The 14,381-nt window shown below is 60.9% G+C and carries 14 protein-coding genes and 1 pseudogene; 4 read left to right on the top strand and 11 right to left on the bottom strand.

Annotation, left to right across the window (positions count from 1 at the left end):
• Positions 1-9 precede the first annotated feature (9 nt).
• From AXW79_RS13875 to AXW79_RS13860, 4 genes are all read right to left on the bottom strand, one after another.
• Positions 10-1,356 (bottom strand): MATE family efflux transporter, encoded by a 1,347-nt coding sequence (locus tag AXW79_RS13875; RefSeq protein ID WP_005313025.1) that lies wholly within the window; start codon positions 1,354-1,356, stop codon positions 10-12.
• A 135-nt stretch (positions 1,357-1,491) separates the two neighbouring features.
• Positions 1,492-3,210 (bottom strand): SulP family inorganic anion transporter, encoded by a 1,719-nt coding sequence (locus tag AXW79_RS13870; RefSeq protein WP_005313031.1) that lies wholly within the window; start codon positions 3,208-3,210, stop codon positions 1,492-1,494.
• Positions 3,211-3,280: 70 nt separating this feature from the next.
• The gene (locus tag AXW79_RS13865) at positions 3,281-3,874 is read right to left on the bottom strand and encodes a nucleotidyltransferase family protein (RefSeq protein ID WP_005313033.1); all 594 of its coding nucleotides are present in this window, start codon (positions 3,872-3,874) and stop codon (positions 3,281-3,283) included.
• Positions 3,864-4,121 (bottom strand): GNAT family N-acetyltransferase, encoded by a 258-nt coding sequence (locus AXW79_RS13860; RefSeq protein ID WP_005313036.1) that lies wholly within the window; start codon positions 4,119-4,121, stop codon positions 3,864-3,866. The genes AXW79_RS13865 and AXW79_RS13860 overlap by 11 nt, the downstream gene beginning before the upstream one ends.
• A 134-nt stretch (positions 4,122-4,255) precedes the next feature.
• On the opposite strand from AXW79_RS13860, the gene cysM reads away from it, so the two are divergent.
• Positions 4,256-5,170 carry a cysteine synthase CysM gene (gene cysM / locus AXW79_RS13855; protein WP_011898927.1) on the top strand — a complete coding sequence of 305 codons (915 nt, stop codon included), beginning with the start codon at positions 4,256-4,258 and terminating at the stop codon, positions 5,168-5,170.
• Between the two features lie 168 nt (positions 5,171-5,338).
• Entirely contained in the window at positions 5,339-5,620 is a 282-nt protein-coding gene (locus AXW79_RS13850) for a hypothetical protein (protein ID WP_005313042.1), read from the top strand.
• Positions 5,621-5,654: 34 nt separating this feature from the next.
• On the opposite strand, the gene AXW79_RS13845 is transcribed toward AXW79_RS13850, so the two are convergent.
• From AXW79_RS13845 to AXW79_RS13830, 4 genes are read right to left on the bottom strand one after another with little or no spacing between them, the layout of a single operon-like run.
• The gene (locus tag AXW79_RS13845; protein ID WP_005313044.1) at positions 5,655-6,839 is read right to left on the bottom strand and encodes an iron-containing alcohol dehydrogenase; all 1,185 of its coding nucleotides are present in this window, start codon (positions 6,837-6,839) and stop codon (positions 5,655-5,657) included.
• 17 nt (positions 6,840-6,856) lie between these two features.
• Complete coding sequence (locus tag AXW79_RS13840; protein ID WP_005313047.1) at positions 6,857-7,375, bottom strand: SCP2 sterol-binding domain-containing protein; 519 nt, start codon at positions 7,373-7,375, stop codon at positions 6,857-6,859.
• Entirely contained in the window at positions 7,356-7,958 is a 603-nt protein-coding gene (locus tag AXW79_RS13835) for a TetR/AcrR family transcriptional regulator (protein ID WP_005313049.1), read from the bottom strand. The genes AXW79_RS13840 and AXW79_RS13835 overlap by 20 nt, the downstream gene beginning before the upstream one ends.
• Positions 7,959-7,978: 20 nt before the next feature.
• A complete protein-coding gene (locus tag AXW79_RS13830) occupies positions 7,979-9,412 on the bottom strand; it encodes a coniferyl aldehyde dehydrogenase (RefSeq protein ID WP_005313052.1) in 1,434 nt (477 codons plus the stop codon).
• 213 nt (positions 9,413-9,625) lie between these two features.
• Here AXW79_RS13830 and AXW79_RS13825 point away from each other — a divergent pair, with 213 nt between their 5' ends.
• Positions 9,626-9,919, top strand: a complete 294-nt coding sequence (locus AXW79_RS13825; RefSeq protein WP_005313055.1) for a hypothetical protein — start codon at positions 9,626-9,628, stop codon at positions 9,917-9,919.
• A 69-nt stretch (positions 9,920-9,988) separates the two neighbouring features.
• On the opposite strand, the gene AXW79_RS13820 is transcribed toward AXW79_RS13825, so the two are convergent.
• A complete protein-coding gene (locus tag AXW79_RS13820; protein ID WP_005313057.1) occupies positions 9,989-10,426 on the bottom strand; it encodes a C40 family peptidase in 438 nt (145 codons plus the stop codon).
• Positions 10,427-11,310: 884 nt separating this feature from the next.
• On the opposite strand from AXW79_RS13820, the gene ahh1 reads away from it, so the two are divergent.
• Positions 11,311-13,176, top strand: a complete 1,866-nt coding sequence (gene ahh1, locus AXW79_RS13815; protein ID WP_005313060.1) for a hemolysin Ahh1 — start codon at positions 11,311-11,313, stop codon at positions 13,174-13,176.
• A 69-nt stretch (positions 13,177-13,245) separates the two neighbouring features.
• On the opposite strand, the gene AXW79_RS13810 is transcribed toward ahh1, so the two are convergent.
• Together AXW79_RS13810 and AXW79_RS22955 are read right to left on the bottom strand one after the other, a co-directional pair.
• Entirely contained in the window at positions 13,246-14,154 is a 909-nt protein-coding gene (locus tag AXW79_RS13810; protein ID WP_005313062.1) for a hydrogen peroxide-inducible genes activator, read from the bottom strand.
• Positions 14,155-14,269: 115 nt separating this feature from the next.
• Positions 14,270-14,381, bottom strand: a pseudogene (locus tag AXW79_RS22955) (IS630 family transposase); the annotation flags it as partial.

The following is a 14,381-nucleotide window of genomic DNA, read 5'->3' as shown; positions in this document are numbered from 1 at the left end:
TGATTCCGCTTATGTTTCAACAAGAATTTTGTTTTGCCAGCGACGACTGCGCCAGCGCCAGAACATGGCCAGACCGCGCACCCACTCATCGCAGGCGAGCGCCAACCAGATGCCGACCAGTCCATAACCCTGCATGATACCAAGGAAATAGGCGAGCGGAACGGCAATCCCCCACATGGAGACGAGCGCCATGTAGAGCGGGAAACGGGCATCCCCGGTGGCACGCAGGGCGTTGATCACCACCAGATTGAAGGTGCGGCCGGGTTCGAGGATGAGGCTGATGAGAAACAGCTGTGCCACCTGGGTGATGATGTCCGGATCGTCGGTGAACAGGCTGATGATGGCGCGGCCGTTCAGGGCGGCGGCGATGGCGATCAGGGTAGTGACGATGAGGCCCAACTTGAGGCTCTTCATCAGCTGGTTATAGGCCTGCTCGAAGCGGCGCGCTCCCGCCAGATGGCCGATGATGATCTCGTTGCCAAGGCCGATGGAGAGGCCGAACAGCAGAATGAACAGGCAGATCTGGAAGAAGTAGGACTGGGTTGCCAGCGCCTTGTCGCCGAGCAGGCCGACGAAGGCGGTGACCACCATGAACTGCAGCATCCAGGATAGGTTCTCCCCCGCCGCCGGCAGGCCTATGTGCAGCACCTTGTCCAGCATGACCTTGCTGGGACGGACAATCTCGGGCAGACGCAAGCGGATGCCTGTCTTGCGCGTCACCAGCCACACCAGCAGCACTACACCAACGATGCGACCCGCCACAGTGCTGATGGCGACTCCGGCCACCCCAAGCTGGGGCAGGCCGAACCCGCCGTAGAGCAGCAGCAGGTTGCCGACGAAGGTGATGAGGTTGACGGTCAGGGTCACGTACATGGCCTGACGGGTATGACCGTGGGCGCGCAGGGTGGCGGCCAGACAGAGGGCTGCCGCCTCCGGCAACAGGCACAGACCGATGATCTGCAAATAAAGGGTGGCATCGCCCATCAGGTGGGCGGGCAGGTTCATCAGGGAGAGCATGGTGCCGGCACCGGCGAGCACGCCGACCGCGGCCACCAGCCCCACCAGCAGGTTGAAGCCGATGGCGGTGTGGATGACGATGCGGGCTTTTTCCCGATCGCCAGCCCCCAGATACTGGGTGATCACCACGCTGGTGCCTATGCTGACGAAGCTGAACAAGGTGATGGCCAGATCGAACACCTGGTTGCCGACCGCCAGTGCGGCGACGCCCTGATAGGAGACGTGGCCCACCATGAAGGTGTTGAGGGCCCCGGTCAGAAAGTGCAGGGCGAGATCGATAAACAGCGGCCAGGTCAGGGAGAAAAGTGTGCCCGGGCCCGCGTGGGGTTGAGTTTGCATGGGATGTCCAAATACTGGGGATGGCCCTCGTCAGCGCCATCTGGACGGGCATTTAACACCAAGAGCCTGCGGGGTGCAATCTTGCCTTGGGAGGAGAGTGTGCCAGACCAGCCCTGGGCATGGTCTGGCAACCGATCAGGCTAGGGTGGCGCCCGCCTCCTGCTCGGAGGGCAGGGTGAGCCGCGCCGAGTCCGGCAGGGCATCATCCTGGGGCCAGTGGGAGAGGATGGCGTCAGTGGTGCTCTCCACCACGGCGTCATCCTTGAACACAGGCTCGCGGTAGCAGCGGGTCATGCGCAGCGCCTGATACATGTCGGGGCAGAGGATGACACCCTCGTCGCCCACCCGGATCCCCGCCTGCTTGAGCCACTGGCTCATCTGGCCGTGGCGACCCGCCATCACCATGTGAATGCCGCGCCGTTTCAGATCCCTGTGCAGCTCCCCCACCATGCTCATCACGCTGATGTCCTGATGGGTGAAACAGGCCACCGCATCCACCACCAGGCACTTGGGATTGTGGGGATCCTGTACCAGCAGCGCCAATACCCGCCGTTTGAAGTAGGGGGCGTTGAAGTAGGTGAGCGGCGAGTTGAAGCGATAGACCAGGATGCCGGGAATGGCCTTGGCCTGTTCGTTGTCCCCCAGGGTGCGTACTACCCCCTCGTCATCCATGCCGAGCAGTTGATCGGTGGGGCGCATCACGTTGCGCAGGAACTGGAACAGACCCAGCAAGACGGCGAGGGTGATCCCCGGGATCACCCCCATGGCCAGCACGCTGATGAAGGTGATGAGCGCGAGCCAGAAGGCGGATCTGTCGGAATGGCGCAGGGCCCACAGGCTGCGAAAGTCGGTGAGCGACAGCGCCGCCATCACCAGCACAACGCCGAGGGCGGCCGTGGGTATGTATTGCAGCGGCGCCGTCAGGTAGAAGGTGATGATGGCGATCACGGCGGCGGCTATGATGGAGACCAGCTGGCTCTTGCCGCCGTTGGCATCGTTGACCGCGGTGCGAGAATCGGCGCCACTGATGGCAAAGCCCTGGGAGGCGGCGGCCGCCAGATTGGCCATGCCAAGGGCCCGAAACTCCTTGTCCGCATCTATTTCGTAGCCGTTTTTGGCGGCGAAGCTGCGGGCGGTGAGCATCATGGAGACGAAGCTCACCATGGCAAGGTTCAAGGCGGGCAGCACCAGTTCGCGCATCAGGCCGGGAGGAAACTGGGGGAGCTGAAACGCGGGCAGGCCCGAACCCACCAGACCGAGGGTGGCGATTTCGTGATCCCCAAGGCTGAAACCCCATACCAGCGCCCCCGTCACCACCATGGCCACCATGGAGGAGGGCCAGGCAGGCTTGTAACGTTTGGCCAGCAGCAGGGTGAGCAAGGCGGTCAGGCTCATGGCCAGGGTCGGCAGATGGGTTTGAGTGATGTAGTAGGCCCCGCTGGCGATCCGCTCTATGAGGTAACGCTCATCGAAGGTAAATCCGAAGATCTTGGAGAGCTGCCCCACCATGATGGTGATGGCCACCCCGTTGAGCAGCCCCATCAGTATGGGACGGGAGAGAAAGTCCGCCAGCACCCCCAGCTTGAAGCGGCTGGCGATGAGGCACCAGAAACCCGTCATGGCGGTCATGGTCATCACCAGTTGCCAGTGGCGGGTAGCATCACCGGCGGCTAGCGGGGTCACCACGGCGGCGATCACTGCGCAGGTGGCGGCATCCGGGCCGACGATGAGCTGGCGGGAGGTGCCAAACAGGGCATAGACCAGCATGGGCAGTATGCAGGAGTAGAGGCCAACCAGGGGCCCCACGCCGGCGAGGCCCGGTAGCCAGCGTTCGAGAGAGAAGAAGTCGCGCATTATTTAACCCATTGAGTTACAAACAGCTTTTCCCTAGTGTGCCCAAGGTTGCCGAAACATTGCAATGCGGTTATGGCCAGTTCACTACAAGGTCAGGCCAGATGCTCAGCCAACGTTTTTCCTGGATGCGCTGCACAAACACCTGGCTCTCCTGACGACAGCGCGGATTGGCACTCACCTGCAGGGACCAGTTGTGGGCAAAACCGTAGGGGGCCAGCCACTCGAACTCCTCGTCTGGCAGCAGCCTGACCCCGATGCAGGTAGGTACCTCCACCCAGTGGCTGAGGGCTTCCAGACTGCTGGCAAAGGGGGAAACCCGCTGGCGCTGGTGCATGCGGGCCTGATTGCGCACTTCCCAGCGCTGGCCGGGCAGGCGGGCCGTCAGCCACTGCTCATGTTCAGACTCTGCCAACCCTTGCGGGTCAAGGGGGGCGAGGTAGATGAGATCGATATCGTTGAGTGGGGTAGGTACGGCTTTGCCGTGCAGGTGATCCCAGATCAGGTTGCGGATAAAACCGGCCCCCAGCGCCCAGTCGGGCAGGGCCAGCTCGGCGGCGGCCTGCAAACAGGCCATCCGCTGGCGATCGGCCCGCAGCAGGCGCTCTGTCTGCGCTTTCAAGTCAGCGTCGTCTAGTGCCAACGGGGCCAGCGCCTCAACCTGCATTGCGGCGCAGCCAGACGTCTATGTAGCTGCAGCTGGGCACTATGGTGAGCCCCTCGGCCTGGGTCCAGTCGTAGAAGGTGCGCGCCAGCTGATCGGCGATGCCCTGTATCCTGAGCTCTGGCGGGACGAAGGTGCTGTAGGCATCTATGGTCTTGGCATCGAGCCGGCGGTAACGCAGCCTGGACTCCTTGCCATCCACCACACAGATGAATTGTTGCTGGTTGGCCTGATGAATGATCTCGCTCATGCTTGCTCCTCGATACGGGGGATGGGGCTATCTGACCATGTTGGCAACCCTTTGCCAACTGTGCGGGCTCGCTTACACTGCGAACCCCATCGGGTGCATACCCGCTAGCCAAGGTATAGAACAGTTAACAGAGGATGGATCCCATTATGGCCTTCGCCACGCTGGAAGATCTGATTGGCAATACCCCCTTGCTGGCCCTGCGCCGCATCAATCCCTGGCCCGACGTCACCCTGCTGGTGAAGCTGGAGGGCAACAACCCTGCTGGTTCGGTCAAGGACAGGCCGGCGCTGAACCTAATCAGGGCGGCGGAAGCGAGTGGCAAGTTGCGCGCGGGAGCCAGGCTGATTGAGGCCACCTCCGGCAACACAGGCATCGCCCTTGCCATGGTGGCGGCGGCGCGAGGTTACCGGATGCGGCTCATCATGCCGCGTACCATGAGCCAGGAGCGGCGAGATGCCATGCAGGCCTATGGCGCCGAGCTGGTGCTGGTGGAAAACGGCATGGAAGAGGCGCGGGATCTGGCGCTGGCCATGGAGGCCCGCGGCGAGGGGCTGGTGCTCGTTCAGTTCAACAACCCGGCCAACCCGGATGCCCACTATCAGTCAACCGGCCCCGAAATTTGGCGCCAGAGCGAGGGGGCAGTCACTCACTTCGTCTCCGCCATGGGCACCACTGGCACCATAATGGGGGTCTCCCGTTATCTGAAGGAGCAGAACCCGGCGGTGCAGGTGATAGGCCTGCAACCGGCAGAGGGGAGCCAGATCCCGGGCATTCGCCGTTGGCCTGCAGCCTATCTGCCCGCCATCTTCGAGCCACAACGAGTCGATCGGGTGCTGGATGTGACGCAAGAGGAGGCGCTGGTCATGATGCGCCGACTGGCGCGGGAGGAGGGGATCTGCTGCGGAGTCAGCTCCGGTGGTGCCGTGGCCGGAGCCCTGCGGGTGGCGGCAGAGATCAAGCAGGGGGTGGTGGTGGCCATCATCTGTGATCGGGGGGACCGCTATCTCTCCACCGGGGTCTTCACGCCGCCAGAGCAGGTGGCCACCTAGCGTGGCGCTCGGTGCTTCCTGACACCAAGATGTTATTAATCAGTACCTTGCTGATAATTTTCTTCATGTACAACTTGTAACAATCCATCCTGTTCGCAAGGTTGAATCCCTCTCTCTCCTGTTTGACACTCGGCGCCCTCTCGTCACCGATGCAAACAGGAGCGTCACATGATCTTGCCTTCCTCTCTGAGCATTTCTCTTATTGGCCTGAGTCTGGCCCTGACAGGCTGCGCCGTCGAACCCTACGCCTACCAGTGCGGCGAAAAGCACTGCTCCGTCATCGATCACAAGGGGCAGAAACATGAGCGGCCGCAGGATGAGATGAAACCCGTCTGGGAGCGCAACCAGGAGCGGGAAGAGGCCATCCGCCGCAACAAGGAGTCCATCTGGCGCGAAAAAACGCCTGAAGAGAGCGGCAACTACGGCGCCGGTGCCACCATCCGCTGGTAACTGAGGGCCCCGCGATGCGGGGCCTCCAGCCAGATTACTCCCACGCCCGTTCCAGCAGGTCGAGCAGTTGAGCCCGGTCGGCATCCTTGCGGTTATAGAGCAGGGCGCCGTCATTGATGGCGAGATCCCGGATCTCGGGCAGCAACCCCTTGTCGGTGACGCCCGCTTCACGCAAGGTGCGCGGCAGCTTCACCGCCTGCCACAGGCTATCGCGCAGGGCGCACAGTGCCTGAATGCTTGCTTGTGCCTGTTCTGTGGCCGGGGTTGCCGCAAAGCGCTCGGCACCGACCAGGGGCAGCAGCAGGCGGGCCAGCTCAGGGTCTATGCCCGGGCGGTTGTAGTCGAGCACGGTCGGCAGGAAGAGGTTCATGCACAGACCGTGGGGCAGGTGACAGCGGGCCCCCAGGCTGTGGCCGAGGGCATGCACCAACCCCACCATGGAGTTGGAAAACGCCATCCCCGCCAGGGTGGATCCTTCCGCCAGTTGCAGCCGCAGCTGCTTGTCTTGCGGGCTTTGCAGCACCTTGGGCAAGGCGTTGGCAATTTTCTCTATCGCCATCAGGGCCAGGGCGTCGCTGACCGGATTCTTGGCATTGCCGATGAAGGCCTCGATGGCGTGGGTCATGGCATCCATGGCGGTGGCGGCCGTGATGTTGAGGGGCAAGCCCTGAGTGAGGCGCGGATCCAGCACCGCCAGCTGGGGCAGCAGGAAGGGGGAGGTGAAGGGCACTTTGCGCCCGCTCGCCTCATCCTTGATCACCGCCACCAGCGTCACCTCGGATCCCGTACCTGCCGTGGTGGGCACCACCGCCAGTGGCTGCAGGGGCCGGGTCAGACAGCCTGCTCCGGCGTAATCCAGCAGCCGATCCCCGCCCATGGAGGCGAGGATGTTGACCGCCTTGGCGGTGTCGATGACGGAGCCGCCGCCCAGCGCCACCAGGCTGTCGCATTCGAGCTCCCGATAGCGGGCCGCGATCCGCTCCACCACGGCGGTGGAGGAGTCGGCCGGGATCTCGTCCCAGATGTCGGCGACCGGCAGCTCCCCCTCGGCCAGCACATTGGCCAGCAGGGTGGCGAGCCCTGTGCCGCTGACCCCCTTGTCAGTGAGCAGCAGCGGACGGCGTGCCCCCAGACCCGCCAATTCGCCAGCCAGCTGTTCCAGCGCCTGCTCGCCCGCTATCAGTTTGACCGGACAGAAGAAATCGTAATAGCGACTCATGTTGTTCATCCTTTTATTCAGCCGGTCAGCAGACCCAGGTAGATGTGGCAGGCACGCGTCAGCTTGTTGCGCGGGTTCGGATAGTGGCGCAGCAGCGGCCGCGCTATGAAGGCGGGCAGGATCAGGGCCTGCAACTGCTCCAGTGCCCGTACCAGGTGCATGGCGACGGTGAGATCCCCTTCCACCAGCAGGCGGTTTTCACTGAACGCCTGATTGACACCGAGCCGAAAGCTGAGGGCGCGAAAGGCGATACCCGGATGTTTGAAGCGCACCCGCAGCGGGTGCAGATCGCTGCTGGGATGTGTCGGTACGCCACACTGCCAGCGACCAGCTGCTTTATGGATGATCAGCGCCTGGGTGAGGCCCGCTACCTCCAGCCGTATGGTGAGGCCGTCGGGCAGGGGGGCGAGTTCATGCCGCACCGCCTCATCGACCCGGGCGGCGCGGCACAGGGTGCGCCCTATGACCCAGAGCAGGGTGGCTATCCAGAGACGGCGGCCAAGGGCCGCCAGGGATTCAAGCGTCCGGTTTTGCATGAGGATTCACTCCCGAGATGGCAGACCAGAAGAGGGCGAAGGCACTGGCTTGCCAGTGGGCATCCTGCCCCAGTTCAGGTTGATCGACAAACAGGGAGGCACACGCCAGAAACTGGCTCTGGCATACCTCCAGCATCAGGGCCGGCGGGGCTTGCATCAGCACCCCGCTGGCCTGGCCCTGGGTCAGCAGTTGCGGCAGAAAACGCAAGGTTTCGCTCAGGATCTGGCTGCGCAGGGAGCGCGCAAGCAGGGGAGAGTGGAAGAAGCCCAGCACGAACTTGAGCTCGTTGGGATGGGCCTGCATCCACTGCATGGCTTGCTGCCAGTAATGACGGGCCTGCTCGCACAGGGGCAGGGCGGCGTCCGCCTCCGTGATGGCGGCGCCGAGGCGCAGTTTGATGTCCTGATAGAGGCACTGGATCAGCACCTCCTTGCTGGGGAAGTGGTGAAACAGGGTGCCATTAGCCACCCCTGCTGCCTTGGCGATGCGGGCGGTGGCGGCGCCTTGCAGCCCATCCTCTGCACACAGGGCAAGGGCGGCATCCAGGATCTGGCGGCGTTTGTCGGTCATGGGTTTGCTCATACAGGCCTCGTCACGGGCGGTTAGCGTAAAAACAGTGCCATCATCAGCCGCTGGTGCCAGCGCCGATAAGGGGGATGAACCAGGGAGCCGGTACTGAATTTGCCACGGCTGAGCACGGTTTTGGCCTTGGAGAAGGTGAGAAAGCCTTCATGGCCGTGGTAGTGGCCCATGCCGGAGGCACCTATGCCGCCAAAGGGCACATCATCGGCCGCCACCTGGAACAGACTCTCGTTGATGGCCATGCCGCCGGAGTGGGTCTCCCGGGTCACCCTGGCTTGCAGGGCCGGATCCAGGCTCATCAGATAGAAGGCGAGTGGGCGAGGGCGGGCACCTATGTAGGCGAGCGCCTCGTCGATGCTGTCGTAGGGCACCAGCGGCAGCAGGGGGCCGAAGATCTCCTGTTGCATCACCTGACAGTGGTTGGGTACCTCGGTCAGGAGGTGAGGCACCAGCCGGTGGGCTATGTCGTCCCGGGCCGGGCTGCCGCAAGGGTGCACCTGGGCACCCGCCTGTTCGGCCTCGGCCAGCCAGCCGGTGATCCGCTCATATTGGCGCCCATTGATGATGGAGCCGTAATCCTTGCTGGCCAGTCCCTTGGGATAAATGCGAGCAAAGTGGTTGCGATAGGCCTCGATGAAGGCCTGCTCCTGGCCCCGTGGCAGCAACACATAGTCGGGGGCCACGCAGATCTGGCCGGCGTTGAGGCTCTTGCCGAAGATCATCCGTTCTACTGCGAGTGCGATGGGCATGTCGGGGGCGATGAGGCAGGGACTCTTGCCGCCAAGCTCCAGGGTGAGCGGGGTGAGCTGGGGGGCGGCCGCGGCCATCACCAGCTTGCCCACCGCGGTCGAGCCGGTGAACAGCAGGTGATCGAAGGGGAGGGCGCTGAACGCGGCGGCCACTTGCGCATCCCCCTCGACGACCGTCACCTCCTCTTCGTCGAACACGCCGTCCAGCAACTCGCGCAGCACGGCATTGGTGTGAGGGGTGAATTCGGATAGCTTGAGCATGGCCCGGTTGCCGGCGGCGATGGCGCTGATGAGAGGTCCCAGGCTCAGCATCACGGGGAAGTTCCAAGGCACTATGATGCCGACTACGCCAAGGGGTTGATAGAACACCTCGACCCTGGCCGGGGCCAGCAGCAGCCCGGTGTGGCGGCGGTGCGGGCGCATCCAGCGTTTGATCCGCTTCTGGGTGTAGTTGATCTGCATGACACAGGGCAGGATATCGGCGATCAGGCTGTCGTAGTCGCTGCGCTGGCCATAATCCCGGGCCAGGGCGTCGCACAGTTGCTGCTTGTGGTCGAGCAGGGCGCGCTTGAGCTGATTCAGATGGGCTCTACGTTCACTCAGGCCAGGCATGGGATTGGCCTGACAGGCTTGTCTGAGCCTGGCCAGCTTGTTTGGTAGCGACAACTTGTCTGTGGTGCTCTCTTGCAACTGAACCAGGTCCATGGCCTACCCCGCGTGTTAATTGACCGACTGATTGGTCGGTCTAAATCTAGCGGCTTGTTAACCGGCTGTAAAGTTATCTCATCTGGCTTGGCACAGGGTCGCGGATGACTCACCTGTTAACTGTGCGACCCACCACACTTTCAGGGTTTGAGGGTTGGTGGTTTATCCAATAAGGGGTAGTTTTTGATTATCAACCTACAAGGAGTGAGCGATATGACCAGGGAACTGAACAGCTTGTTGGCCCGGCTTGATGATGTGGTCGAGCGGATGCCTGATTGCTTCAATACCTATGAGTTTGCCCAGAAGCTGGCACTGCAACATCAGCGCGAGTTCTTTGCCGCGGGCCACTCCCTGGCCGAGCAGGAGGGGCGTCTGTTGCGGGTGCTGCACCAGAAGATTGCCGAGGCGCTGGCCAGCAGCGATGTGGTGATCGAGGGGGCACTCTTGCCATGCGTGACCCCCTGGGGTGAGAAAGCCACCTCGCCGCGCTGGCATCGCAAGCACTGAGTCTGCAAACAGACAAACAATGAGAAAGGCCCGTCACGGGCCTTTCTCATTTCTCATGGCGAGCGGGGCTCACTGCGTCAGGCGGCGAGCCTGCCAGTAGCGACTGTTCCAGTAGACATTGTCGAGGCGCGAGCGGATCACGCCCTTGCTGGTGGAGGCGTGGATAAACTCTCCGGCACCGGTATAGACACCGACATGGTATTGCTGCCAGCCGGTCTTGAAGAAGACCAGATCCCCGTGTTGCAGCCGGTAGCGATCGACCGGCGTGCCGAGACTGGCCTGGGATTCTGTGGTTCTGGGCAGGTTGAAGCCCAGTACCTGGCTGTAGGCAAGCTGGGTGAAGGCGGAGCAGTCGAGGCCCGCCCGGCTGGATCCGCCCATGCGATAGGGCACACCACGCCACTGCTGATAAAAGCTGTCGAAGGCACTGCTTTGACGAGGTGGCGGCGGTTCGGGCGTGCTGGAACAGGCGGCCAGCAACAGGGCCAGCAGTAACTTGCAATGCATGGGGGCTCCTTCGACTCGACGACTCGCTCATCATAAACGGGGTTTGGGGCTCGAACATAGCCTTGGCCGTGATAAAACCCATTTTAACAAGGCATGTCGAGTATAAAGGGGGTCGTATGGATTTCATTTATACCATCAAGTACCACTAATTGAATAATATCATCTGGCTTACTTGAATGAGCATTTCAATATTAACGCGTTTATTCTAATACGATTTAAATAAGTATATTATTATCCTTGTTGACGTCACTGCGTGATCTGTGTCACGTTCTGATTTCAGGTTAATTCGTTATGATGTTCCTGCGTAATATATATAGTCATGCGGATTACCTGAATGAAGAAATGACAGTGTCAAGCTGGATATATAGGGAATTATTTTGTAACAGGCTGTAAATAATATTAACCCCTGGCTGGCATTGATTAATTATGGCGCCAGAGGAATAATTCCACCAGCAAAGAGGAGGGCAGCATCATGATCGCAAGCCCATAGCAGTCAGTGTTTCCTCGCACCCTGTCGCCCGTGCAATCAGGGTTACAGGCAAGGCAGACACGATAGACATATGAGTCAGGCCAGTATGTCATATCCGTGATGGCGAGATTCATGACAGATGTCACCCGCATCATAAATGGGGCGCGCACCAGAGCGCGACAACCGTGTAATAGCATCGGCGAACGCCGAGTCGTCCACCCTGGACTGCATTGCGGTCCTTGCGCTGCCATATGAAATATCACCCATCAATCCGTTGTTAATTCACAGCGAGAAAAATGGAAGATATAGCTTGGCTGGCAAAGAGAATAACGCCTCCATATAACCATTGATAACAGGGTTATGCTATTTCACTGCATGGGGAAATAGTCTGGCGGGATTCGATCAGGAGATAACAATGAAAAACAATAAACCACGCAAATTAGTCACTCATATTCCCGCCCTCAGTCTGCTCGCGCTGGCCTTGCTGGCTGGCAGCGTTCATGCCGAAGACATAGGTGAACGCACCGATCAGGGCACCGCCATGCTGGCCAGCCTGCAATCGGAGCAGGGACTGGTCTACCTCAACGCCAGCAGCTGGCTGGATGAACAACAGGCCGCCAAGGCGTTGACCCGTGACCAGTTGCGCGAGCGTGTGCTGGGGCAGGGGGAGCGTATCTTCATCGATTTCAGCGGCATCACTGACAAGGCCGAACGGCAACAGGCCAGAAAAGCCATGGAGCAGCTGGCAGGCATCTCGTTTGATGCCGACTGGGTGCTGGTCTCCGCCTACAAGGGGGAGCTGCTGTTTACCCCGCTGGGGGGCGCGGATGATCCTGCCTTCTATCAGGTGATGGAGCGAATCGACACCTTGGCAGGGCAGGGCAAACGCCACAAGCGCTCCCTGACGCAAACCGCGACGGCGGAAGCGGGCCTGCCTCACGTGGCTTTTTATCTCAACGTCAATCGCAAGATCAGCGATGGCGAGTGTACCTTCCTGCGCTCACGCACCTGGGATCGGGGGGCTCGCCTCTTTTGTGACTCGCCAAACATCTCGCTGGTCTATCGGGTGAATCTGGAGCGCTCCCTGCAATTTGGCAACACGGGGTCAGCTACGCCGGATGCCAAGATAGTGCGGATCTCGCTGGATGACGAGTCGGCAGGTGCCGGTATTCAGCTCAATGAGGACCTCACCTGGAGCGAGAACATCGCAGATTATCTGCTGCTCGATGGCTGGGCGCGGGACTATGCCACCGATGCCATCGCCCAGGATTATCGCTTCACCATCGACGCTTCCAATACCAAGGCGGCTGTGCTCAAGAGTCTGCCGACCAACCTCAACAGCAAGTATGAGCATCGCGAGATCTCGGGTTTCGAGGTGGGGGTGACCGGCGGGGTTGAAGTGAACAAGGATGGGCCCAAGGCCAAGCTGGAGGCGTCAGCCAAGTTCAGCCAGCAGCGTCAGCTTGCCTACAACACTCAGGATTATCGGGTCGAACGCTCGGCGCCGAGTGCCCAGAAGGTGAGTTTCAGTTGGGTGCGGGATCAATACGCGACGGCGGAGTCACTGCTCTCCTCCAAGACCGCCACCGTCTGGGGCATGGGGTACGATGTGGATCACAACCGCATCCAGCCGCTGAGTTACAAGGGCTTCGTGCCGAATCTGGATGTCATCTACAAGGCGGCGCCCGACGAGACGGGCAGTACCGAGTTCAAGATCGACTCTTCGGTCAACATCCGCCCCATCTACACCGGTATCTACAAGCACTATTACGTGGTGGGAGGGCATGTCTCCTTCCAGGGGTTCGAGGATGTCGACAAGCGCAGACGGGTGACCGCCTCAACCAGCTTCAAGGTGGATTGGAACCATCCGGTATTTACCGGCGGACGCCCGGTCAACCTGCAGCTGGGGGGCTTTGACAACCGTTGCCTGAGCGCCGGCGCCGAGCATGGCCTGAGTGCCGTGACCTGTGACGAGACTTCGGCAGCCCAGTCCTTTATCTATGACCAGTACGGCCGTTATGTCAGTGCGCTGGATACCCGTCGCTGCCTCGATGGCAACAACCTCGGCCAGTTGCAGAGCTGCAGTCTGAGTCTGGGCCAGCGCTGGGAGTGGAAGGCGGACAGCGATGCGCTGAGCAACCTGAGTGCTCATCAGCTGCTCGGCCACAACAAGCAGACCGGTGAGCTGGCGCTCTATGACGAGAACGGCAATCCGGCGGATGTGAGCGTACGGACCCTGACCTCCTATACCCGCATCTTCGGGCCACCGGCCGGCAACTGATCTGCCGATGTGTCTGAACCAATGAAAACGCCGGCAAGCTGCCGGCGTTTTTGTGGGTCAAAATGTGACTCAGGTCTTGGGCTCTATGAGCGGAGTGAGCAGCTCGGCCAGCTTGTAGAAGGTCTGTACCCGGGTGGTGCTGGGGCGCCACACCAGGCCTATCTCGCGATACGGCTTTTCACCCGGCAGGGGAATGGCCACCAGGTCGGTGTTGTCGAGAATGCCGGAATCTATTGCCATCTGGGGCAGGAAGGTGGTGCCAAGCCCGGCACCGACCATCTGTACCAGGGTGTGCAGGCTGGTGGCGGCAAAGGGGTTTATCTTGCTCTTGTCCCGCAGCCGACAGGCGCTGACCGCATGTTCGGTGAGGCAGTGCTCCCGTTCCAGCAGGAAGATGCTCTGGTTGGGCAGCTCCTTGTAGTCGAACGGCGTATGCAGACCGGCCGCCATGCTGGCGGGCATCACCATGTGGAAGGGATCCTGGCCAACCATCTTGCAGTGGAAGCCGCCGATCTCCACCGGCAACGCCAGGATCAGCAAGTCGAGCTGACCCTGCTCCAGTTGCTTGAGCAGGTTGGTGGTGGTGTCTTCACGCAGCAACAATTCCAGTTCAGGATAAGCCTTGCCGCACTCCTGCAGCAGCTTGCTGAGCAGGAAGGGGGCTATGGTGGGGATGCAGCCGAGCCGGACTGTGCCGTGCATGACGCCGCCCTGATGTTGCCCCAGCTCCATCAGATCTCGCGCATCCGAGAGCAAATTGCGAGCTCGCTCGACGATTTCCATGCCGACCGGGGTCATAATGAAGCTCTTGTGGTCCCGCTCCACCAGTTGCAGGTTCATCATGTCTTCCAGCGTCTGGATCCCGGTACTCAGGGTGGACTGGCTGACATGACAGGCCTTGGCGGCGCGATTGAAGTTCTTGTGCTCGTCGAGAGCGACCAGATATTGCAGCTGTTTCAGGCTGGGCCAACGTTGCATAGGAAAACCCGATGAATGCTATCTATTTAATTTGATTTAACTAATCTACCACTGGGTATAGGGTTTGTCGCTTGAATTAGACGGACTTGGCTCTAAATAACTGATCCTACTAGTGCTACACCTTCGCTGTGCCATAGACATTCCCTGGGAAAGGAGACACGGTATCCATGAAGTATTTCACTCGAGCCAGCAGGTTGGCCATCCCTCTGCATTGATTATTGCGCGTG

This window comes from Aeromonas salmonicida subsp. salmonicida (assembly GCF_001643305.1).
Lineage (GTDB): Bacteria > Pseudomonadota > Gammaproteobacteria > Enterobacterales > Aeromonadaceae > Aeromonas > Aeromonas salmonicida.
This window is presented reverse-complemented; position numbering and strand designations above follow the sequence as displayed.

Coding starts and splice junctions, on each gene's coding strand:
- AXW79_RS13850 (WP_005313042.1), top strand. CDS start 5,339: ATGATCTTGCCTTCCTCTCTGAGCATTTCTCTTATTGGCCTGAGTCTG.
- AXW79_RS13835 (WP_005313049.1), bottom strand. CDS start 7,958: ATGAGCAAACCCATGACCGACAAACGCCGCCAGATCCTGGATGCCGCC.
- cysM (WP_011898927.1), top strand. CDS start 4,256: ATGGATCCCATTATGGCCTTCGCCACGCTGGAAGATCTGATTGGCAAT.
- ahh1 (WP_005313060.1), top strand. CDS start 11,311: ATGAAAAACAATAAACCACGCAAATTAGTCACTCATATTCCCGCCCTC.
- AXW79_RS13825 (WP_005313055.1), top strand. CDS start 9,626: ATGACCAGGGAACTGAACAGCTTGTTGGCCCGGCTTGATGATGTGGTC.
- AXW79_RS13820 (WP_005313057.1), bottom strand. CDS start 10,426: ATGCATTGCAAGTTACTGCTGGCCCTGTTGCTGGCCGCCTGTTCCAGC.
- AXW79_RS13830 (WP_005313052.1), bottom strand. CDS start 9,412: ATGGACCTGGTTCAGTTGCAAGAGAGCACCACAGACAAGTTGTCGCTA.
- AXW79_RS13865 (WP_005313033.1), bottom strand. CDS start 3,874: ATGCAGGTTGAGGCGCTGGCCCCGTTGGCACTAGACGACGCTGACTTG.
- AXW79_RS13840 (WP_005313047.1), bottom strand. CDS start 7,375: ATGCAAAACCGGACGCTTGAATCCCTGGCGGCCCTTGGCCGCCGTCTC.
- AXW79_RS13845 (WP_005313044.1), bottom strand. CDS start 6,839: ATGAGTCGCTATTACGATTTCTTCTGTCCGGTCAAACTGATAGCGGGC.
- AXW79_RS13870 (WP_005313031.1), bottom strand. CDS start 3,210: ATGCGCGACTTCTTCTCTCTCGAACGCTGGCTACCGGGCCTCGCCGGC.
- AXW79_RS13860 (WP_005313036.1), bottom strand. CDS start 4,121: ATGAGCGAGATCATTCATCAGGCCAACCAGCAACAATTCATCTGTGTG.
- AXW79_RS13875 (WP_005313025.1), bottom strand. CDS start 1,356: ATGCAAACTCAACCCCACGCGGGCCCGGGCACACTTTTCTCCCTGACC.
- AXW79_RS13810 (WP_005313062.1), bottom strand. CDS start 14,154: ATGCAACGTTGGCCCAGCCTGAAACAGCTGCAATATCTGGTCGCTCTC.